Raw genomic sequence first — 23234 nt, forward strand, 5'->3', positions numbered from 1 at the left:
GCTAAAAGAGTGTCAAATGAGTTTAGAAAATTACAATAAGTCGTCCATGGCCCCCATGTTGCTTGCCGCTGGCGCTATAATTGCCGGAACAAGTGTTGTGCTTGGCGCATTTGGTGCTCATGGCCTAAAAAGCTTTCTATCTGCGCAGATGCTAAATACTTTTGAGGTTGGCGTTCGTTACCAGATGTACCATGGCCTTGCTATTTTACTACTTCCAGTTTTGTCCACTTATGCAGAAGTGAAATGGCTTAACCGCGCAGCAATGTGTTTTGTGGTGGGGTGCATTTTGTTTTCGGGAAGTTTGTATGCGTTGGTACTCACAGGCATAAAATGGTTTGGACCGATTACGCCTTTGGGCGGCCTATTCTTCATTATGGGGTGGGCAGTGCTTGCGTTCACTCTAGTACGTGGCCAGCGCGCCATTAAGGTAAATAATGACAACTAGTATTTTAGCTTATTGTAGGCCGGGTTATGAGAATGACACCGCCAATGAATTAACAACGCGTTATGGTGAAGCAGGGTACTATGGTTACCCAGTATCGAAGAAAAACAATGGTTATGTTAATTATCATCTCTACGATGCTTCACAATTAGAAGCTACCATTACGCAGTTCGCGGTTAGCGAGAGCATTTTCCCTCGCCAACTGATAGCTGTGTTTGCAAACATGGTGGACATCGAAAAAGAGGATAGAGTGGGGCAGGTATTAGATGCGCTTAGTGACATAGAAAAGCCGTTTGCATTATTTGGCGCAGTCGATGTTGAATATCCTGATACCGAAGAAGGGAAGACCCTAGCAAAGTTCTGTAGAAAGTTTACTGTTCCTTTGCGACAAGCGCTTCGCAAAGCTAATTGGCTTAGCGCGAAAGAAAACGCAGGAAAGCCCAAACTACATATTTTCTTTGAATCATTTGAAATTTGCCATATTGGCTATACATTGCCCAATTACGCAAGTGCCGATCATTTGGGGATTTGTCGTCTAAAATTCCCAAGCGATGCGCCAAGTCGTTCAACGCTAAAACTCGAAGACGCATTAGTGAACATGCTGAGTGCAAAACAGCAGGAACAAGTGCTTCGAACGGGCGGCCGAGCAGTTGATTTAGGGGCATGTCCGGGGGGTGGACATATCAACTCGTTAAGCGCGGAATGTACGTCGAGGCTATCGATAATGGTCTTGTAGCAGACAGCTTAATGAATACAGGGTTAGTAGAGCATCATGCTGCAGACGGATTTACGTATCGACCACAATTTGGTCGTGTAGATTTGCTTGTATGTGATATGATAGAGCAACCCGATAGGGTAGCAAAGTTGATGGGGGATTGGCTGGTCAAGCACTGGGCGACCCACGCCATTTTTAACTTAAAGCTACCTATGAAACAACGCTATGAAACTGTAGTCGAAGCCATGGCGTTGCTAAAGAGCCGTTTAAATGCCTTAGATGATGCATTCGCGGTTAAGGTTAGGCATCTCTACCACGACAGAGATGAAGTTACAGTAACAATTGTTCGCACTTCAGCTGATGAGGTGTGATTTTGTTATTTTTCAAAAAAGTGTCATAACATATTAAGTTGTTGATACTTATAGAAAAGAATTGATGCTGGCGCGGATTTTGACAAGCGAATTTGAGGTTTATGCTAAAAAAGGTGTAAATCTGGTATAGAAATCCTTTATAATCCGGCCGTTTTTTTACTCTGAACCAATGAAAGTGAACTAATGTCAGACTTATCTTTATACAGAAACATTGGTATTTTCGCCCACGTAGACGCGGGTAAAACTACCACAACAGAACGTATCTTGAAGCTTACTGGTAAAATCCATAAAACTGGTGAGGTTCACGATGGTGAATCAACAACTGACTTCATGGAGCAGGAAGCTGAGCGTGGTATTACTATCCAGTCAGCGGCAACAACCTGTTTCTGGAAAGATCATCGCATGAACATCATCGATACTCCGGGACACGTTGACTTTACAGTTGAAGTATATCGCTCACTTAAAGTACTAGACGGCGGTATCGGTGTATTCTGTGGTTCTGGCGGTGTTGAGCCTCAGTCAGAAACTAACTGGCGTTATGCTAACGAATCTGGCGTTGCTCGCTGTATTTTCGTTAACAAACTAGACCGTATGGGTGCAGACTTCTACCGTGTTGTTGGCCAAGTTAAGAAAGTACTTGCTGCTAACCCACTAGTAATGACGCTTCCAATCGGTATCGAAGACGACTTCAAAGGTGTTGTTAACCTTCTAGACATGAAAGCGTACATCTGGGACGATTCAGGTCTTCCTGAGAACTACGAAGTTGTAGATATCCCAGCGGACATGGTTGACAAAGCGAACGAGTACCGTGAGCAACTAATCGAAACTGCTGTTGAGCAAGACGACGACCTAATGATGGCTTACATGGATGGCGAAGAGCCGTCTCTAGAAGACATCAAGCGTTGTATCCGTAAGGGTACTCGTGACCTAGCGTTCTTCCCAACGTACTGTGGTTCTGCATTTAAGAACAAAGGTATTCAGCTAGTTCTTGACGCAGTTGTTGACTTCCTACCTTCTCCAACAGAAGTAGATCCTCAGCCACTAACTGACGAAGAAACTGGTGAGCCTACTGGCGAAGTAGCAACAGTATCTGTTGACGAGCCGTTCCGTGCACTTGCGTTCAAAATCATGGACGACCGTTTCGGTGCCCTTACGTTTATCCGTATTTACTCTGGTAAACTAAACAAAGGCGACACTATTCTAAACAGTGCAACAGGTAAAACTGAGCGTATCGGCCGTATGGTTGAAATGCACGCTGACGAACGTAGTGAACTTACTTCTGCACAAGCTGGTGATATCCTAGCTGTTGTAGGTATGAAGAACGTTCAAACTGGTCACACGCTATGTGATCCGAAGAGCCCTTGTACACTAGAGCCAATGATCTTCCCTGAGCCAGTAATCTCGATTGCTGTTAAGCCAAAAGACAAAGGCGCTAACGAAAAGATGTCTATCGCTATCGGTAAGCTAGTGTCTGAAGATCCATCTTTCCAAGTTGAAACTGACGAAGATTCAGGCGAAACCATCCTTAAAGGTATGGGTGAGCTTCACCTTGACATCAAAGTAGACATCTTGAAGCGTACTTATGGCGTTGAGCTAGAAGTTGGTCAGCCTCAGGTTGCATACCGTGAAACTATCACGCTACCTGTTGAAGACAGCTACACGCACAAGAAGCAGTCTGGTGGTTCTGGTCAGTTCGGTAAGATCGATTACCGCATCAAGCCAGGCGAAACTAACTCTGGCTTCAAGTTCACATCTACTGTTGTGGGCGGTAACGTACCTAAAGAATTCTTCCCTGCAATCGAAAAAGGTTTCGCAGGTATGATGGAAGTAGGTCCTCTAGCTGGTTACCCAGTACTAGACGTTGAAGTTGAGCTATACGACGGTGGTTTCCACGCAGTTGACTCATCAGCAATCGCGTTCGAAATTGCAGCGAAAGGTGCATTCCGTCAGTCAATGCCAAAAGCAGGTCCTCAGATTCTTGAGCCTGTGATGAAAGTTGACGTATTCAGCCCAGAAGACAACGTTGGTGACGTAATCGGTGACCTTAACCGTCGTCGTGGTATGATCAAAGACCAAGAAGCTGGCGCTACTGGCGTTCGCATCAAGGCTGACGTACCTCTATCTGAGATGTTTGGTTACATCGGTCACCTACGTACTATTACATCTGGTCGTGGTCAGTTCTCTATGGAATTCAGCCACTACTCAGCATGTCCTCAGAACGTAGCTGATAAAGTAATTGAAGAAGCAAAAGCACGTAAAGACGCTAAGTAATTGGCACAAGCGTGACTGTTAGTTAACTAACAGCTTTAACATTTAAAAGCCAGTCTTTGTGACTAAGCTTTTTTGTATTTATGGTTTACGCATAGCATTAATGTGCTAATAAAGGTTTACTCTGATATGGCGAGGCAACTGCTTGATAACTAGGAATGCCGGAGTTCGCGGCGGTATCTATGCACTTATATGTGCTTCGTGCTTTTTGCTGGGCGTGGTTACGCTGAAATGGCTAGCGCCAGACATTTATGACTTTCCGGATGGGCGCTTGCGCATCATCATGGAGTACGGTTGGTGGTTGCACCTGTGGCACTTCATTGTCTTCCCGCTTTTAGGCCTATGTGTGTTTTTATTAAATCGGGTTCTCACAAGACAAGACCGAAGTAAATTTGAAGGCTTAGTTATACTGTGCACTATTGTAAGCTTCTTAACGCTATCCCACGACACAACGATTTTTATTATTGAGATCATGTCTAATGAATTAATCATTCGGCAAGAATTTGATAGTAACTACGAACAAGCTCAGCTAACGTTGGAAGTGTATGCGATATTAAACAAGTTAAGAGCAAGCACAGAGTGGGGGATTGATTTGTGGATTTGTCTTATCAGTGTCTTGTTGTTTTTACGCGGTCGCTATCATGTGCTCATGCATGCATTAGGTTTCAGCGTGGGTGTGCTAGGCATCGTAGTTTTGAATGACGACTTTCACCATCTGTCCTTCGTTTACTTGTATGCAATGATAGCGTGGTTTTTCATTACAGGGTTCGCATTGCTTATTGAGGCTAAAAATAGGCCCAAATTGCATGAAGGGGTTTACCAATAGTATGCCGCCACGCAAGCATTAACTATGCGTGGCGACGACAGAGTTGAATCATCTTAATTGAGCAAATGTGCCGCTGCCGCTTCAATGCCCAAATCAATACCTTGTTCACGTTGCTCTCTGGTGAAAAATGGCACTTCAATATCGACAGGAATGCCTGTTCCTTCGTACCATTCGCCGTCAGGTGTAAGGTAAAACTCATTTGACATACCTATATTGAAACCGTTGGGAAGCGTCCACTCCAACACGTTTGATAACGCACCGTGTGTAGCTTCACCAATGAGCGTAACGTTTGGCATTTCGTTCATGATCATGGTAAAAGTTTCTGCAGCCGATACGGTACTCGAGCTTGTCAAAACAACGATTGGACCCACATAGTTTATCTCTGAGCGAGGCGCGATATTGACGTCCAATAGTTCAGTTCTGCTGTTACCATCTCGGGCTTGCTTGCTAAATGCATGAAACTCTTCTTGAGCAAAGCGACTGGCGATAGCCATGCTAACGTAATCGAATCCACCGTCATTGGTTCTCACGTCAATGATAAGGCCGTCCACATTTTGCAAATCGAGCAAAGCTTCATCAAGCGCTGCATCTACTGCTGCTAGCGTGTTACGACTAAAAGTCAGTTCATCTTGTGCACTTTCAGCATAGCCCAGCATGGTGCCGATGAACAGGTAGCCCAACCCGTCGTTTTCAAACCAACGTATTGCGTCATTAGCCGTAGATTTAATGTCATCGACCTCTTGTGCATAACTAGTCACAATTTGCCATTGCAGCGACAGATTATCTAACAAAAAGCCTTCTAGCTGAGCAATGAGCGTTGGCGTCACTACATCGCCGGAAATGGGAAAGTCTAAGTTATTGTCCTGTGCAAAATCTTCCACTAAACGCTCAAGCATTGTTGGCTTAGTGGTCACCTTGTATTCTAAGCCCTCTGGTGAAGTAACGTAGTTATGCCCATCTGCTAATGGCTCAAGTGCAAAGGCCATGGCCTCAAATAATGCTTCACTGCTTGAGTTAGCAGTAAGCTCTGCTCCAGTGCTTTGCACTACATCAGACCAGTTTACGTTCATTCGCTCGAAATCAACGTAGTACTCATCAAATATTTGAGCATACATATCAAATAGTTCAGTGGTGTCGAAGTCATTGTCGAACGTGGGAGAGATTGATATCGGGTTTTGTTCACAAGACGCGGGTAATGAGGACATCTTGTCAAAACGGTAGCCTGGAGGGCCAAAGGTATCCGTTCCTGTACCTGTATACCATTCAAGAGTGTCTATGCTATCAGTCAAGCGAACGATACGCTCCAAAGATGTAGTGTCGACATCGGTTTCGTCGGTCATAACGAAACAATAATCACTGGTATATTGATACAGCGTAACTGTGCTTGCACCCACTTCTAAACTTAATCCATACCCAGGCGCCTGCCAATAACCTTGATAGTCGGCTGAGATAGCATCCGCTATTGGAAGCGGAGAGATGCCGTTATTGCTGTCATTATTTGAACCACAACCCACCAGAACTGAGGCTGCCAATATAGACAGCCCAAATGTAATTACCTTTTTCTTTTTCATAAATCCCCCTCACAGTAAAAGTTAAGTAGCTAAACAAGTGTGAGCGAGATAGTAGACGAAGAAAGGTGAACGAAAGGTGAAGGAATAATGAAGGCAAAGATAAGCTTTACCTTTGCATTATTCCTTTGTGAAATAGCATTAGCAGTAACAGTGTTACTGTTATTGCTAGTACATTTTGTAGGGCAAAAACTTTCCAGACATGACTACGCTCACTCGGTCGCCTTTTGGATCATTTTCACGTTGTAAGTCCATGGAAAAGTCTATTGCGCTCATGATACCGTCACCGAATTCTTCGTGAATTAACTCTTTAAGCGTTGTGCCATAGACATTCACTAATTCGTACCAACGATAAATAAGCGGGTCGGTAGGCACTTCTGTAGGCAGTGAACCTTTATATGGCGCTACTTGAAGCCATGCTATTGCTTCGTCAGACAGTGCTAATAATTCGCCTACATCTTCTGCCTGCGCTTTTGTCATGGCCATTTGTCCAAGACAGGCCGCGGTGCTCCATTCCTTAGATTGCCCGACAACTTCGGCGATTTGTCGCCACGTGATGCCCTTAAGTATTTTTGCTGATTGAATCATTTCAGTAACTTGTGTGCGTGATGTAATCATGATGATTCCTTGGTTGGGTTAAAGAAGTAATAGGGCGGTCATTACGTTGGTAAACGTAAGAATAAGCGCTAGTGTTTTATAAAAAGCGAGAGGGTGACGCTTTACTAATGGTAAAGGTTGCGCATATTGATGTGGTGTCGGGTAGCGAAGTGCATAAATAAACTCGGATAGCGCTGTGAAGCGCTTTTCCGGATTGATGTGCAGCGCGCGTTTTAACGCTCCATCCAGCCATAGTGGGATATGCGTATTCCCATCAATTGCACTTTGATACTTGAGTTTTTGCTGGTTTGCGCGGGTGTGACAGTGGGCAAGCTTGGTACCGTAAGGATGGCGTCCGCACAACAGCGTGTAGCACAGTACTGCCAGCGAAAACTGGTCCGATTGTTCTGTGCCTACATCGCCAATAAAGTATTCCGGTGCGGCGTATAATAAGTCTCCGGGGATTGGCGTGTTATTATAAAGTCCCGGCGCATCTATTAGACCTGCGGCACCTAAGTCGATGATGGTGCAATGCTCTTCATCATTGATCATAATGTTTTCTGGTCGTATATCTCGATGCAAAATTCCCTGTCGATGCATAGCCTGAAGGCCCGCAGCAACCTGCTCAACAATGCAGCGGACTTTTTCAAGGGGAGGCAAAGGGTTATCAGTTATCCATTGCGCTAACGTTTGCCCCTCTAGATATTCAGTTAAGCAATAGGCTGCACTTGGTAAATGTGACAACCCAAGGCTAGAAAGTGTGGGATACCTTACGACGTGTTCAGACTGTATGCGCCGCGCTAGCCAAGTTTCCGTATATTGTCTCGTATTGTCTTGAGCATAATCTCGCTCATCGGAAGATAGTAAGTCGGTGGCGAGGACTTTTAATGCCAATGTGTTACCGCTACACGTTTGTTGACCTGACGAGGATATGTCTTTAGGTTTGGCGATATATATATGGCTTCGCGCTGATGCGTAGAGTTGTCGCTTCAAGGTTAGTCCGTCAATCACATCACCAACTCGCATTAGTGAGTGGCCATCGAAGGGGGCGGTTACAGAAGTGTTTTTTTGTACGGGTTTAACCGTGGTGGTACTATTCTGGTGATTACCTTGTTGGGGCGTTAGCTTTATTAAGATAAGCGTTAGGTTATCATCACTACCGTTATTGAGCGCCTGGAACACGTATTTTTGCGCAGTGTCACTTAATAATGCACTACTGCTGCGTATATCTGTTAGTACTTCAGTCATATTGATAAAGTCATGAACTCCGTCTGAGCTCATCGCGATAGTATATGGCGCGTCTAAAGTGTGTTCGGTATGGTCGATATTGATATCTGCAGTTACGCCAAGAGCATTAGTAAGATAGGAATGCCGAGGCTGCTCGTCGCATGCTTGACGATGCGCTTGAGTAAGACACGCATTGAATGTCGTACTACTCAGTCTTACTTCACAATCTCCAACGTGAAAAACATGAAGTCTATCGCCATAAATGATAAGTACCGTGAACGTGCATACATACCCTTTTTCAGGCGTATAACAAAATACACTTTGCTGATTTCGCGTGTAGAGAAGCGCGTTGATCTCCTTAATAAGTACCGATGCGGTTCGCTTTATGTCCCACTGTTCAGGTGCGAGCTCAAACAGTGTTACGAACCTCGCAGTGGCAAAGTCACTAGCAACTTGACTTACCGTGCTGCTACTTACGCCATCAGCAATAACAAAAATACTGGCGTTGCTTAAGCAGTGCTATGCGCTTTTGGCGTCAAAGGAACGTCGTGGTGTGTTGAAATGCGGTAATCAAAAGCATCCTGATTAATGCTCTTTCTTCCGGATGTCGAGTAGGCGCTTATGTCTAAACACAGGCTTTCATATGAAAAACAAGGTGTGTCAATTGGCTTATTCATAAGCATCCACTTTGCCCTCATTACCTACCAATAGATACGAAGGTTGATGTTAATGGCGCTATAGACTCTACGAGCCGCTAGCGCCAATGAGCGTCAACATTAAACAGGAAGCGTTTCTGTCGCTGCTGTTTTGTTTACTGGAATAGTGCGCTTTGGTAACGTTTTAACATGCGTGGTGTAAAGCGTAAGGCCAGTGAAGGCCAAGCCACCGACGAGGTTACCCAGTGCGGTGGGGATTTCATTCCAAATGAAGTAATCCATAATAGAAAAATCACCGCCCATGATAAGACCGAAAGGGAATAAGAACATATTAACTACAGAGTGTTCGAAACCCATGAAGAAGAACAGCATAATGGGCATCCACATTGCGAAGACTTTGCCGCTTACATGCGTTGATATCATTGCACCTACTACGCCAAGTGATACCATCCAGTTACACAACATGCCGCGAATGAATATTGTTATCCAACCTAAGCAGCACCATGTTCGGCATAACCAAGCGTTCTCGCTTCACCAATACTCGCAACTTTAGTCGCAATGGCGCCACCGTCTACGTTGTAGCCCATGGTGAAAATGAATGACATCATAAAGGCCACCGTGAGTGCGCCGCCGAAATTGCCTAAAAACACTAACCCCCAGTTACGTAAGATTTGTTTAGGCGTTACACCAGGTCGTTTTGCTAGCCAAGCGAGTGGCGTTAAAACAAATACGCCAGTTAATAAATCGAACCCCATAAGATACAACATACAGAAACCGACAGGAAACAAGACTGCGCCAATTAAGAACACCCCTGTTTGAACTGCGATAGTGACGGCAAAAACTGCAGCCAGCGCTAATATGGCACCTGCCATGTATGCTCGAATAAGCGTATCGCGTGTAGACATATATATTTTTGCTTCACCTAAGCATCTACCATTTTGGTAGCGAACTCGGCGGGTAGTAGATAAGCCATGGTTTCACCCCTTGTTGTAATAATAACGTTGAGTCGTCATGCAATCTAAATGATCAAAAAAAGGCGTCCGCAGCGCTCTTGTGAAAAAGTGCTGGGGACGCCTTTGTCCAAATCTTTCAAATTGTCTATGACGCTTTTGATAGTGCCAACAACCCGAACTATCAAAATATGCATTGCATCGTCATCAAAGCGAGAAAAGTGCCAAGTCTTGCTGCTGTTTACTATGTATCTGTTTGTATTGGTTTATTTTATGTTTTCGGTGTTGTTAAGGCATTTCGACTGAGCGCTACCTTTGATGTGCATTGCACACAAACGGGCAACGTCGCACTATTTAAGTGAGCGTTTCAGAGATTTGTAGCCTTGTTTCATTTTGTTGTTTGTCTCTTTTTCATTGGCTTTCTCTTGGTAACTGCGTGCGGCGTATGCCTGGTGCATGTCGTTGATTATGCTAAGTGACGCATAAGATAGTTGGCTTGACACCCGTGTCGTGAAGGAAAGCGGGCTCTCGTTGCCTCGCAGTGAGTGCGTTTGTTTCTCTATTAACGCCAGTGACTTGATGTAGTAGCGTTGATAAGGGGAAAGCGTACGAAGTGGGTTTGAAGGAAAGAAATAGACCAACAGCATAACGCTGATTATGCCGAGCACACTCAAAAAGACCAGCGTCATTTTTTGCGTGCTAAGCTCGCCAAGAAGCTTTTCAAGCATATCGCTTTGGCTGTTGGCATCGAAACCTAAAACCCATTTACTCCATGAGTAGTCCAGCTGACGTAACCAGCTTTGAACTTGGGTAAAAAATGCAACCTGACTTAGATCATTAAACAAACCTTCATCGCGACGCTCGCCAAAATCTAGCAATGCTTGTTCTAACCCATAGGCTAATCGAGATGGCGCAACCATGCTAGTTGGATCAAAACGAACCCACTCATCTGCTATCAGAGCCTCTACCCAAGCATGTGCGTCGTACTGCCTCACTTGAAGTACATTGTCATTCAGTGCCTCACCTCCGTGATAACCTGTCACCATACGCGCGGGTATATCTGCTGCTCTTAACGCATAGGCCATCGCTGAAGCATAATGCGCACAAAAGCCTGCTTTCTCTTCAAACAAAAATGTATCTATAGGGTCCGCTGGCATTGCATTAGGCTCAAGCGTGTAGCGAAAAGACGTATTGGCAAAGTGCTGCATTATCGCTTTTGCTATATCTTGAGGCGACGAATATCGCGCCTTGAGAGATGCAGCCCACGCTTGCGTTCGTGAGTTACTGCCTATGGCAATACCAAGGTTTAGGCTACGTTCAAAACCAGCAATACTATTGGTGATAGGTTGTGATGGAAGATACCTTAAATGGAAGACCTTTTTACTGGTAAGCGGTATGTCTGTCCTCATGGTATGGTCAAATTGGGTTCTCACAGGGAGTGTATTAATCGCGTTATTCGGCGACGACGCCTCTAGACCAAAAAGCCAAGTTTGATGCGTCGGTTCGACAATCATTTCATAGGGAACGGCGTTGTCACGCGACGATAGCGAAGAGAGCGGCGCTAGTTTATTCATAATATAGAGCTGTCTTTCTGCTAAGCGCCGTTTGTTGCTAATAGACCATGTTTTTCCATCAAAGTCCTCCATGACCATGGCTCGCCAATAGCGCGCAGTAATGGGAGGAACATCTTGCGCGTCTCTAAACGTTGCGGTAAAAGCCAGCTCTGATGATTTTGCCAGTGAAGCAATGTCACCAGGCGTCACAGATTCTGATAGTCCCGTTTGAGATGACTTCGACGTTGGCATTTGCCATAACGGTGGAAGTTGGGGCAAAACCAGAAATAAGAGAGCGGCAATAGGTAAGCCTTGGAGAACAAGCAACACAACGAACTTAACGTTTTGCTTAATCGGTAAATTTACGCCGTGATACGCAACCGTTGCTAAAAGCAAAAGCATTAACACACCTAAATAGCCAAACCACGCTAGAATGCTTAGTGACGAAATAAAGCCACAGCCAATCAAAAACAAACAGGTGCAAATCAGTAGGTGAAAATCTCTTTTCTTTTCGACCAGCATTAGCTTGAGTGCGCATGCAATTGCTAAAAGATTGATCATGCTATCTAGCAGGCCAACGGTTAGTCCGAACCAGGTCAAGGCAAATACCGCTAAGACGGCAAGTAAATTTACAGTTCGAGCCTTGGGTAAACTGTACTGTTGTTTGAGGGCGACAATTCTTACTGTGCAAGCACAAAGACCGAGTACCAATACCCACGCCATGAGTGCATCGGTCAGGGTAAACAGTAATATTGAATAAGCAAAAGCCAGCAACAATATAGGTATTTGTTTAATACGCGTCACAGACTTCAGTGCGCTGTCAAGAAGGGCCGCCATCACCGCACCCCATGTGGAAGGTCAGACTGACTCACAGTATCGCCATCGATATTGGCAGTACTTCTATAAGCGCTTTTAGAACCCCGCACTATATGCGGGGTTTCTGCTGAATTGCGATTTTCAACAACGGCGAGTGCTTCAAGGCAAGCTAATAAGTGTGCGCGACCGTTACTAGGAGGAATATCGATAGAGCGATATTTGATCCCATAGGTTTTTTGTTGACCATGAAGCAATAGTACTTGATGCGTCAGGATCGAAACTGCCTCTTCCACATTAAAGCTTGGTGGTACTGAAACGATGTGGTTGTCACTCAATGAGGTTGTAAACTGTTTTATAACCCAACTTCCGTTCTTTGCGACTTGTTTCCACGCGACTCTGTTGAGTGGCTGTCCAACTTCATAATCGGTTAGGGCGTAAAAGTCGGCGGTGCCTGACAACGATGGCGCTAATAACGATTGCTCACCATCGGCTTCTTGTTGGGCCACGTTAACACGGCCTTCCAACGGTTCGGGATAAACCGTTACCCAGGCTTTAAAGTCAAGGTGCGTCCAACATTTAAAAAGGCCTAAAGGAAAGTCGCAAGCGATAGTGAGACGAGGTAAATAATATTTGCCTCGATGCGCGATCGACAAAGGTATATCTAAGGTGTCGCGCTGCCCATTACTTCTACTCACATCACCGTTGAGTGGAAATTCATAGTAAATTTTTTTAGCGTTTGGCGCTTGGCTTGTTGATAGCAGCCACGATATTTGCAAAGTACCATAACAGCATTTACCTGGATGCTCATTGTGCGAAACAACCTGTAGAGGAAACTCGCCTTGCTCATTGCAATGAAAACCTTTTATATGCTGAACTTTTAAGGCCAATCGTGCAAAGTTTTGGTGACTGTAAAAGAGAGCCAGAAGCATGATAGCCAGCATAAGATAACACAGTAGCAGCATAAGGTTGTTTTGATAGTTGGTCCCCAATAGGAATAGGCAAAATGCCATTACGATAAATGACCATCCAAACCCTGTCGGCAATATAAAGATGGAGTTTAATGACAATTGCACAGATTCATCAGGAGGAATGCGTTTATCTAACCATGTCATCCAACGACGTTTATAACGTTGTTTGAACCATGCAAGCGGAGACCTGTTTACCACGTTTACTCCTTAAGCATTCAGCCTAAACAAAAAAGTCGGGTCTACGCTGCAAGTGGGTCAATGCTATTGAGCAACTGCTTACTTAACGCTTCACCAGCGAGTAGCTGGCTGTGCGTGCTGCTAGCAGCAGCCCCTGAATCGGAAGACACCAACCGGTGTGCGGTAATCGCCACAAATACCGCCTGAACGTCTTCTGGTGTCACAAAGCCCCTCGCATTGATGAATGCCCAAGCTCGAGCTCCTTGTAATAGTGCTCTGGTTGCCCTTGGCGAAAGTGGGTTGGGGTATTCGCCGCTATTTCTGCTTTCACTGACTAGGCTAAGAATGTAATTGATAATTGCATCACTGGCATGGACGTCATTGACTTTACGCTGCATATACAGAAGCTGAGATTCCTGAATAAGCGTCGGCAGAACACTGGTTACATCTTTCTGCAGTAGCATGGCTTTCTCCGCTTCCCATGCAGGATATCCGAGCGATATGCGCATGAAAAATCGGTCTAGCTGAGACTCAGGTAGTGGGTACGTACCAGACTGGTAACTTGGGTTTTGTGTGGCGATAACGAAAAAAGGTGAGGGTAGGGAGTGCGTCACGCCATCAATACTGACCTGTCGTTCCTCCATTGCTTCAAGCAGGGCACTTTGTGTTTTAGGGCTTGCACGGTTTAGTTCGTCAGCTAACACAACTTGACTAAAAATAGGACCATGCCTAAAGCTAAATTGTTTTTCATTGTCTGTTTCATGACTATGAAAAATGTTGACACCTAGCATATCAGAGGGCAGCAGGTCAGAGGTGAATTGGATTCGAGCATAGTGTAACCCAAACACTTGAGACAGTGCGTGCGACAATGTCGTCTTGCCCATACCAGGTAAATCTTCAATTAGCAGGTGACCATTAGCAAGCAAACACGTAATGGCGAGCTGCAGCTGATGCGACTTTCCAATAATTTTTTCACCTAGTGCGTGTTGAACTTTCAGGATATCTGAATGCATATATTTTTCGCTACGTTTAACTCTTGTGTTACGCGCAGTGGGCAATAAAAGTAATTGCGTTTGCTACACGCTGTCTACCAATAGATATAGCGCATTATGCGCTAAATGCGAATGAAGACGTGCCGCCCTCAAACTGATACTAACAAGAGCCACAAATAGCTTTCTTTTATTGTTTTATACATGGGTATATTTAGGGGAGCGGAGAAAATTCAGCGTTATCAGAATGTGTTAGGGCATAGTTAAGTTTTTTGGCTTGTGACATATTTTTTTATGTGAACCTTGAAAACAACCCTGATTTAGTGCTGCGTAGTTTGGCAGTGTTGTCTATAATGGAGCATCTTAAAAAGGAAGTAGTTATGAAAAGCATTGAAATAGATGACGATTTATATGCCTTCATCGCCAGCCAGACTAAGCACATTGGTGAAAGCGCATCACAAATTTTAAGACGTTTGCTGTTACCCGAAGATGGTGCGGTTTCTAATAGCGTCGCGCCGTCAACAACGCCAGTAAAAAGCGCAGTTGAAAACACATCAGCAGAACCGACAAAAAATGTGCAAGCGAGTGAAGTTGAAACAACCAACACCGTGACATTGAGCAGTGACAAAAAGCCACAGAGCAAGCCTGCTCAAGCTGATTCACAAACTGTTGCCAGAACTACATCACCAAAGGCATCAACGAAAAAAACAACCACTAAAAAAGCGCCTGCTTCGCGACCCGCTGTGGCAGCAACAAAGAAGGCTTCAACAGCGAAAGCGGCTGCCGATACCGTAACCGCAACTCATGACAAGCGCGATATACTAGACGCAGTGTCAAAAGATGCATTGAGTACATTTTCAAAACGCGTTGATCAGTTTTTGTTTGTATTAAGTGCGGCGCATAAACTCAATGCAGACTCATTTGCAAATGTAGAGAGCATAAAGGGGAAAAACCGTACTTATTTTGCTACGAGTAAAGACGCGCTTCTTGAAAATGGCAGTAGCACCAACCCTAAAGCTATTCCAGATAGTCCGTTTTGGGTGGTGACCAACAATAATACTGCTAAAAAAACCAATATGCTGGAACAAGTTTTGCGTAATCTAGGGTATCAACCTGATGTAATTGAAACAGTAGTTGCACGCTTCTCATCTGAAGGTAAATAAATAAGACTTCTCAAATAAGGATTTTTTCATGGCATTACATCCGCAAGCTGGTCAACCCGCGGCAAAAGAACAACTAATTAACGTTGCGCAACTAGTCAGCCAGTACTACAGCTTTAAACCGGATATAAATGACCCAGGCCAAGCGGTTTCCTTTGGCACGTCTGGTCATAGAGGCACGGCATCAAACTACACGTTTACAGATATGCACATCAGTGCCATCTGTCAGGCGTTAGTAGAGTATCGTCAGCAAGAAGGGATTTCTGGTCCACTTTATGTGGGTAAAGATACGCATGCATTGTCAGAGCCCGCCATGATTACTGCTATTGAAGTTTTGTGTGCGAATGGCGTCGACGTTGTTATCCAACGCAGTGACAATGAAAGTATGGGGTACACCCCAACGCCTGTAATTTCACGTACCATTATTCGGCACAATCGCGCAGAAAACAGCGCGCAAGCAGATGGTATCGTAATCACACCATCACACAACCCACCTTCAGATGGCGGTTTTAAGTATAACCCTCCTCACGGTGGACTAAGCTGATAGTGACGTTACTAAACAAATTCAAGAACGAGCAAACCAACTTATCAGAGACGACAATAAAGCCGTCAAGCGCGTCGATATTCGCCAAGCACGAGAGAAGGGCTTGGTTCGCGAAGACGATTTTATGGTGCCCTACATTAATGACCTTGCCAAGGTTATTGATATGCAGGCCATTGCTGATGCAAAGTTGAAGTTAGGTACAGATCCCCTTGGTGGGGCTGGCGTTGGCTATTGGTCAGTTATTTCAAAAACGTACAGACTTGATATAACCGTGGTTAATGATGCAGTGGATCCCCAATTTGGATTCATGCGTCGGGACAAAGATGGCAAACTTCGCATGGATTGCTCGTCAGCATATGCAATGGCTGGCCTAATCGAACTAAAAGATAACTTTGACCTCGCTTGGGGCAATGACCCAGACTTTGACCGACATGGTATCGTGTGCAAAAGCGCCGGTTTGATGAACCCTAACCACTATTTAGCAGTGGCAATCAATTACCTTTATACTCACCGCCCACAATGGCCTGAATCCTTGAAAATAGGCAAAACGCTAGTATCGAGCAGCATGATTGACCGTGTTGCTGATAGCCTCCACAAGCCACTTGCTGAAATGCCTGTGGGCTTTAAATGGTTTGTGGAAGGTTTGTCTAGCAGTACTATTGGGTTTGCAGGTGAAGAAAGTGCTGGAGGTATTTTCTTAGAACGCGATGGCAGCACGTGGGCGACTGATAAAGACGGCTTTATATTATGCTTACTTGCAGCAGAAATTCTTGCTGTTACCGGCAAAGATCCCGGTGAGCATTATCAAGCGTTAACAGAAAAGTTTGATGCGCCTGTATACAGCCGTGTCGATGTTGCGGCCACACTTGAAGAAAAACAAAAACTATCAGCGATGGATGCGTCTGTCGTCAAGAGTGATATGTTAGCCGGAGAAGCGATTACCGCAGTGCAGACCCATGCGCCAGGCAACAATTCAGCAATAGGTGGCGTTAAGGTGTCGACTGAGAATGGTTGGTTTGCTGCCCGCCCTTCAGGTACTGAGCAAATCTATAAGATTTACGCAGAAAGCTTTAAAGGTGAAACTCACTTACAAGAACTCATTGGTGAAGCTGAAAGCTTAGTTGGTTCAATTATCAAATAAGCTTAAAAAACAACCAATCCAAAATAAAGTCTGTAAACAAAATGTTAAAAATCGCATGAATGCATACGAATTCATGCGATTTTTTGTAATTTTAACAAAACTTTTACAACATAATCGTTTAAGCACTGCTATATTGCTGTCATATTCTTAAGATATTTTGTAATTAAATTACGCTTTCTGGTGTATACGCACCCCTTTAATTAAGAGTGAGACGCAAAATGAACGCAAAAGCGACCAAGACGCAACCCTCTCCAGCGATAAACAAAGCAGACTTTAAAGCTGCAGTTATCAAGCATCTTCATTGCACACTAGGTACTGACGAAAACAAAGCTAACAACCACGCCTGGTGGAAAGCAACATGTGCTGCTATTCAAGAACAAGTACTAGAAGGTCTTCGTAAAACACAGAAGAGCCATTACTTAAACGACACCCGAGCAGTACATTATTTTTCTGCTGAATTTTTGATGGGACGATTGCTTTCTAACAACCTACAAAACTTTGGTTTATTTGATGTTGCAAGTGGCGCACTAAAAGAGTTAGGTGTAGAAATTTCAGATATTCTTGAAGAAGAGCCTGATATGGCACTAGGCAATGGTGGTCTTGGCCGTCTTGCTGCTTGCTTTATCGACTCTCTTGCCACTATGGAATTACCTGCAATTGGTTATGGTATTCATTACGAGCACGGTCTGTTTCGTCAAGAAATAAAAAGTGGTGCGCAAATTGAGCGCCCTGATAGCTGGCGTGATTACGGTAACCCTTGGGAAATTTGCCGCCCAGAATCAATTCAAGAAGTATCACTTTATGGTTATGTAGAGACGAAATACGGTGAAAACGGTCGCGTTCTTAAAGAATGGCATCCGGGCTCTATTGTTAAAGGCGTGCCATGGGATATTCCAGTAGTTGGATATGAGGGCAAAACCGTAAATGTATTGCGTTTATGGCAATCTGAAGCGTCTGATTACTTTAACTGGGATGTATTTAATGCGGGTGGTTACGTAGACGCACAGCGCGAAAATGTGTCTGCTGAAACAATCTCGAAAGTACTTTATCCAAATGATGAGACTGAGGCTGGTAAAGAACTGCGTTTAATTCAGCAATATTTCTTCTGCTCATGTTCACTTAAAGACATTATTCGTCGCTACAAGCGTGCACACGGTGATGACTGGAGCCGCTTTGCCGATCAAGTTGTTATTCAGCTAAACGATACTCACCCTGCTATTGCTGTACCTGAGTTGATGCGCATTCTGGTCGATCGCGCTGAGCTTGGTTGGGATGAAGCATGGGCAATTAGCACTAAAGTGTTTGCCTATACAAACCATACGTTGCTTCCAGAAGCATTAGAGAAATGGCCAGCGCGTATGATTGAAAAAATTCTACCGCGCCACCTTGAAATCATTTATGAAATCAACCACCGCTTCATGGCAGAAGTAGATAAAAAGTGGCCTGGCGATAATGCCATGAAAGCTAAGCTTTCTATTATTGAAGAAGGCAACGAGAAGATGGTTCGCATGGGGCATTTGTCAGTCATCGGTTCATTTGCCGTGAACGGTGTTGCTGAAATGCATTCACGCCTCGTTAAGTCATCGCTTTTCCCAGAGTTTGACGAATTGTACCCAGGTAAGTTGACTAACGTTACGAACGGCATTACACCTCGTCGATGGTTGAAAGCCTGTAACCCAGCGCTATCTAAACTAATAGATAAGAAAATTGGTGAAGACTGGCCTAAAGACCTTGATAAACTTCAAGGGTTGGCAAAGTTTGCGAACAATAAAACGTTCCAAAAACAGTTCATGAAAGTGAAGCTGGAAAATAAAGAGTTACTTGCAGAAGAGATTCGAAAGTCTTTGGATTTAGACGTAGATGTGAACGCTATTTTTGATGTTCAAATCAAGCGCCTTCACGAGTACAAGCGTCAGCATCTTGCTTTGCTTCACATTATGGCTCTGTATCGTCGTATCTTGGAAAACCCAGACTACGATATGCATCCGCGCGTGTTTGTTTTCGGTGCTAAAGCCGCACCTGGATACAAGCTGGCGAAAGACATTATTTACGCCATCAATAAAATTGCAGACAAGATTAACAACGACCCGCGTGTTAACAATAAGATTAAAGTGGCGTTTCTACCTAACTACCGCGTTTCTCTTGCTGAGAAGATGATCCCAGCAGCCGATGTGTCAGAGCAAATTAGTACTGCAGGTAAGGAAGCTTCTGGAACCGGTAATATGAAGCTAGCGCTTAACGGTGCAGTGACAATAGGTACATTGGATGGTGCTAACGTTGAAATTGCTGAGGAAGTCGGTGATGACAACATCTTTATTTTTGGTCTGACGGTAGAAGAAGTAAATGAGCTAAAAGCGAAGGGCTACAACCCTTACGACTACTACTACAAAGACCCAGAAATAAAGGCTGTACTGGATTGGTTAGAGACGGATTACTTCACACCAGGAAAGCCAGGTGCATTGGTATCAATCAAGCAAAGCTTACTTGATAATGGCGACCCATACATGGTGTTGGCTGATTTTAGAGCATACTCAGATGCGCAAATTCAGGTTGATGCAGCGTATAGAGATAAAGAACGCTGGGCTGAAATGGCTATCATTAATACGGCGAAAATGGGTAAGTTCACTTCTGACCGTTCAATCCGAGATTACGTCGAGCGTGTATGGAAGCTTTCACCTTGTAAGATCGAAAGCTAATCGCACATCAAGTTAAGAAATAGCCCAGCAGTGTTACACTCGCTGGGCTTTTTTAATGGTGATCACATGTGGTTTGATACATATCTTAATTGTTTAACCTAGCTTAAAGTTGAATGGTTTTTTACTTCGAGAAAGCGGTATAGTTACCATGACGGACTTTTAGGTCGAAGTTGTCAATAATAATAATAGGGTATACAAACTGATACGTTACCGTCGTTGCACCTCTCTATGCACCATGGTTTTATATAAGTAGTTGTTTATTTGTACCTAGACGCGTTAACGCTGAAGGAAAACACCATGAGCCAAGTTCACACATCGCTGGCAACCATCCCAAATCGATATGCATTCATTGATAGCATTTCTCGAGAGGCGTCTCAGAGCCACTCTCTATCTTTGATGCTAGTAGATGTGGTTCGCTTTTCTGATGTGACTACAAGTCTTGGCATCCACATCGGCGATCAATTTTTACTCGAAATAGCAAATCGAATTCAAACGCTTTTTGGTGAACGGGTTGCACTAGGGCGGATTAGCGGCGACGTTTTTGGGATTGTGTTTCCCAATGAGAGAAGCGAATCTGTCATGCGCCAAATGTTTGAGCGCTTGGTAGAGCATTTTAAATCTCCGATGCATCATGAAGAAACAGCGTTTATTGCAGACTTCAATGTCGGTGTGGTTTGTGGAAGCTGCAGCCGCTTTGATATCACGGCGTTTGTATCGAAGGCCGAGACAGCCTTAAAACAGGCAAAAGAAAACAAATACGAAAATTACTACGCGCTGACGACGTTTGATAAAACAGACACCGGGCGTAGTTTGGCTTTAAAAGCTGACTTAAAACGCGCGATCGCGAACAACGAACTAGAGCTGTATTACCAACCAAAGGTCGACCTAAATTCATTAGACATCGTGGGCGGAGAGTGTCTTTTGCGTTGGAACCATCCACTCGACGGCGTATTGTTTCCCGGGCCACTTATAGAAGCGGCAGAATCATACAATATGATGAATGAGCTTGGATATTGGACTCTTGAGCAAGCATTTAGAGCACTTTCTGAGTTCGATGCGCTAAAACTCTCGCTTTCACTTTCCGTCAATATTTCTCCGACGCAACTTTACGACAATCAGCTTATTCCGACGCTCACTATGCTAAGTGACACTTACTCGATGCCGTTGGAACGAATTGAATTGGAATTAACAGAAGATGTAGCACTTTCTAATTCATTGATGGTGAAAAAGCAGCTTGATCAACTCAGAAGTTTAGGTGTATCTATCTCGGTAGATGATTTTGGCAAAGGATATTCGAATTTGGCGTACATTCGAGACCTTGACCTTGATGCCATTAAGATCGACAAATCTTTTATTATGGAATTAGAGCTGCACCCGGTGAACCGAGCCATAATAGAGGCGGCCAAAGTTATTGGAACGGCGAAACAGTGCGCCGTGGTTGCTGAAGGAGTTGAAACCATGGCGCAACTGCATATTCTTCGCGAAATAGGTGTTAAAGAGGGGCAGGGCTACTTGTTTTCAAGAGCAGTACCGCTACGCGACTTTATCGCACTCACACAAAGAGAGATAATGGTAGGTGCTTCTCCGCGCCGGGCGAGAGCCTAACCTTCGTGAAAATGTGGTAGTTTACAGTTTACCAACAATATTCATTACCACCAGATGATTTTAGACGTCGCTATCGCTACACTATAGCCATTCTCTAGTAGACTGGTTAAAACATGCAGCAACTTATCGACAACGGTCAATTTCTTTCACTTTCTCGCCGTACTCCTGACATCTTCGAAACACCCGTTCATTTTACGTTAGAAAACGGTACGCAGGTGAGCGTAACCGCACCAGGCATAATTAGCTTTTTCCCTCAATCAAGCGCAACCCCCAAAAAGCAAATAGTGCTATCTTGTGGCGTACACGGTAACGAGACTGCGCCAATTGAGATTTGCGATGAACTGGTACAACGCTTACTAAAATGCGAGCTTTCGCTGTCACATAATGTTTTGTTTTTATTTGGTAATTTACCAGCGATGGACATTGCCGAGCGCTTTGTTGAAGAGAATATGAATCGCTTGTTTAGTGGCGCACATTCTAAAGGTGAAGGCTTGGTTAATGCCGAGCGCATTAGGGCGAAAGCACTTGAGGATGCGGTTGCACAGTTTTTCGAGAAAAATGAGGGCCCTCGCTACCACTATGACTTGCATACAGCAATTCGTGCCTCTAAAAACGAAAAATTTGCGGTATACCCTTACTTACATGAGCGTAAGCATAGCAAAAGCCAACTCGCGTTTTTGGCGGCGTGTGGTATCAAAACAATTCTACTTTCTGAGAGCGCGACAACGACGTTTAGTTATTTTTCCTCATACCAATTTAACGCACATGCTTTCACCGTAGAACTAGGCAAAGTACGCCCATTTGGACAAAACGATATGAGCCGTTTTGAGGATGCGAAGCGTGCAATTACCGCACTTATAAGCGAAGACGACTATTCTCCTACTGTTGATGTGGAAACACTTGATATTTACCGTGTGAATCAGGTGGTGAACCTAAGCACCACGAAGACTTTATGCTTCATTTTGATGAAGATACCCCTAATTTTATGGATTATAAAGCAGGCACTGTGTTGGCGTCTGAACCGAACAAAGAATACGTTGCTACACAAGACGGTGAAGCCATCGTATTTCCCAATGCCAAAGTAGCGATAGGCCAACGCGCACTCTTGACGGTAGTTCCAACCACATTGGAAGATTTAGATGTTTGAGTTAGACAGCCGTTTACACAATGATACATTTTTTGTCTGCGATCTCTCGCTTTCTCGTGTACTGTTGATGAACGATAGCCAATTTCCTTGGCTTATTCTTGTGCCTAAAAGAAACAATGTATCTGAGATTATTGAATTAACGGAGCAAGAACAGCTTGTGCTTACCCGTGAGTCAGCACAGGTTTCAAAGGTCATGCAAAAGATGTTTTCACCACACAAACTCAATGTTGCAGCACTAGGCAATGTGGTTAAACAGCTTCACGTACATCATGTTGCTCGCTTTTCAACGGATACGGCATGGCCAAAGCCAGTGTGGGGTAACCAACCTGTCGTGCCCTATACACAAGAAAAAGCCGAATTGTTAGTAGTATCACTACAACAAGCATTACTTTAAAAGGAGTCACACATGATTGTATCTACAACCCCTACATTGGAAGGTCATAAAATAGAGGCCTACTACGGTATTGTCGTTGGTGAGGCTGTTATGGGCGCCAATGTCTTTAAGGATCTTTTCGCGTCAATTAGAGATATCGTAGGCGGACGCTCTGGTTCATACGAAGAGGAGCTTACCACTGCACGCAAACTTGCTTTCACTGAACTTGAGCATGAAGCTCGTAGTATGGGCGCAAACGCGGTTGTAGGCATCGACCTTGATTACCAAGTTATTGGCGATAAAGGAAGCATGCTAATGGTCAGTATTAGCGGCACGGCGGTCAAGACAACGCCGCTTTAAGACGATGTCAGCAATACATAAAGCTTTATTTCAGGTGGCATAGTTCAACTATGCCATTTTTGTTAATGAGCATTGGGTCTCGCAG

Annotated in this window: 14 protein-coding genes and 5 pseudogenes; 11 read left to right on the forward strand and 8 right to left on the reverse strand. The window is 44.3% G+C overall.

What is annotated here, in order from left to right; genetic code table 11:
- Positions 1–16: 16 nt before the first annotated feature.
- The 4 genes and pseudogenes from V6N89_RS07865 to V6N89_RS07880 all read left to right on the forward strand — a co-directional run bounded on the left by V6N89_RS07865 (position 17) and on the right by V6N89_RS07880 (position 4622).
- Positions 17–445: a DUF423 domain-containing protein gene (locus tag V6N89_RS07865; RefSeq protein ID WP_338517067.1), complete on the forward strand. Its 429-nt coding sequence runs from the start codon at positions 17–19 to the stop codon at positions 443–445.
- Positions 432–1528, forward strand: a pseudogene (rlmM, locus tag V6N89_RS07870) (23S rRNA (cytidine(2498)-2'-O)-methyltransferase RlmM). The gene V6N89_RS07865 and the pseudogene rlmM overlap by 14 nt, the downstream one beginning before the upstream one ends.
- Positions 1529–1711: 183 nt before the next feature.
- Positions 1712–3799 (forward strand): elongation factor G, encoded by a 2088-nt coding sequence (gene fusA / locus V6N89_RS07875; RefSeq protein WP_338517068.1) that lies wholly within the window; start codon positions 1712–1714, stop codon positions 3797–3799.
- A 142-nt stretch (positions 3800–3941) separates the two neighbouring features.
- On the forward strand, positions 3942–4622 hold the full coding sequence (locus V6N89_RS07880) for a hypothetical protein (protein ID WP_338517069.1): 681 nt from the start codon (positions 3942–3944) through the stop codon (positions 4620–4622).
- Between the two features lie 53 nt (positions 4623–4675).
- Here the strand turns inward: V6N89_RS07880 and V6N89_RS07885 are convergent, their stop codons facing one another.
- From V6N89_RS07885 to V6N89_RS07915, 8 genes and pseudogenes are all read right to left on the reverse strand, one after another.
- The gene (locus tag V6N89_RS07885) at positions 4676–6193 is read right to left on the reverse strand and encodes a S41 family peptidase (RefSeq protein ID WP_338517070.1); all 1518 of its coding nucleotides are present in this window, start codon (positions 6191–6193) and stop codon (positions 4676–4678) included.
- A 165-nt stretch (positions 6194–6358) separates the two neighbouring features.
- Entirely contained in the window at positions 6359–6808 is a 450-nt protein-coding gene (gene cynS, locus V6N89_RS07890; protein WP_338517071.1) for a cyanase, read from the reverse strand.
- 18 nt (positions 6809–6826) lie between these two features.
- Positions 6827–8068 carry a serine/threonine protein kinase gene (locus tag V6N89_RS07895; protein WP_346993620.1) on the reverse strand — a complete coding sequence of 414 codons (1242 nt, stop codon included), beginning with the start codon at positions 8066–8068 and terminating at the stop codon, positions 6827–6829.
- Between the two features lie 24 nt (positions 8069–8092).
- Positions 8093–8512: pseudogene (locus tag V6N89_RS21725) on the reverse strand (protein phosphatase 2C domain-containing protein); the annotation flags it as partial.
- A gap of 278 nt (positions 8513–8790) precedes the next feature.
- Positions 8791–9643 (reverse strand): annotated as a pseudogene (locus tag V6N89_RS07900) (formate/nitrite transporter family protein).
- 327 nt (positions 9644–9970) lie between these two features.
- Complete coding sequence (locus V6N89_RS07905) at positions 9971–12010, reverse strand: DUF3488 and transglutaminase-like domain-containing protein (protein WP_346993621.1); 2040 nt, start codon at positions 12008–12010, stop codon at positions 9971–9973.
- Positions 12010–13155, reverse strand: coding sequence for a DUF58 domain-containing protein (locus V6N89_RS07910; RefSeq protein WP_338517073.1), 1146 nt, complete (start codon positions 13153–13155; stop codon positions 12010–12012). Before V6N89_RS07910 ends, V6N89_RS07905 begins: the two co-directional genes overlap by 1 nt.
- Before the next feature lie 41 nt (positions 13156–13196).
- Positions 13197–14147, reverse strand: a complete 951-nt coding sequence (locus V6N89_RS07915) for an AAA family ATPase (RefSeq protein ID WP_346993622.1) — start codon at positions 14145–14147, stop codon at positions 13197–13199.
- A 356-nt stretch (positions 14148–14503) separates the two neighbouring features.
- On the opposite strand from V6N89_RS07915, the gene seqA reads away from it, so the two are divergent.
- The 7 genes and pseudogenes from seqA to V6N89_RS07950 all read left to right on the forward strand — a co-directional run bounded on the left by seqA (position 14504) and on the right by V6N89_RS07950 (position 23149).
- Positions 14504–15286, forward strand: coding sequence for a replication initiation negative regulator SeqA (gene seqA, locus V6N89_RS07920; protein WP_338517075.1), 783 nt, complete (start codon positions 14504–14506; stop codon positions 15284–15286).
- Between the two features lie 28 nt (positions 15287–15314).
- Positions 15315–16968: pseudogene (pgm, locus tag V6N89_RS07925) on the forward strand (phosphoglucomutase (alpha-D-glucose-1,6-bisphosphate-dependent)).
- Between the two features lie 218 nt (positions 16969–17186).
- Positions 17187–19664 (forward strand): glycogen/starch/alpha-glucan phosphorylase, encoded by a 2478-nt coding sequence (locus tag V6N89_RS07930; protein ID WP_338517076.1) that lies wholly within the window; start codon positions 17187–17189, stop codon positions 19662–19664.
- A 297-nt stretch (positions 19665–19961) separates the two neighbouring features.
- Positions 19962–21269, forward strand: coding sequence for a putative bifunctional diguanylate cyclase/phosphodiesterase (locus V6N89_RS07935; RefSeq protein WP_338517077.1), 1308 nt, complete (start codon positions 19962–19964; stop codon positions 21267–21269).
- A gap of 113 nt (positions 21270–21382) precedes the next feature.
- Positions 21383–22416, forward strand: a pseudogene (astE, locus tag V6N89_RS07940) (succinylglutamate desuccinylase).
- On the forward strand, positions 22409–22810 hold the full coding sequence (locus V6N89_RS07945; RefSeq protein WP_338517078.1) for an HIT family protein: 402 nt from the start codon (positions 22409–22411) through the stop codon (positions 22808–22810). Before astE ends, V6N89_RS07945 begins: the two are co-directional and overlap by 8 nt.
- 12 nt (positions 22811–22822) lie before the next feature.
- Complete coding sequence (locus V6N89_RS07950; RefSeq protein ID WP_014949040.1) at positions 22823–23149, forward strand: heavy metal-binding domain-containing protein; 327 nt, start codon at positions 22823–22825, stop codon at positions 23147–23149.
- Positions 23150–23234 lie beyond the last annotated feature (85 nt).

This window comes from Alteromonas gracilis (assembly GCF_036870955.2).
GTDB classification, from domain to species: Bacteria; Pseudomonadota; Gammaproteobacteria; order Enterobacterales; family Alteromonadaceae; genus Alteromonas; species Alteromonas gracilis_A.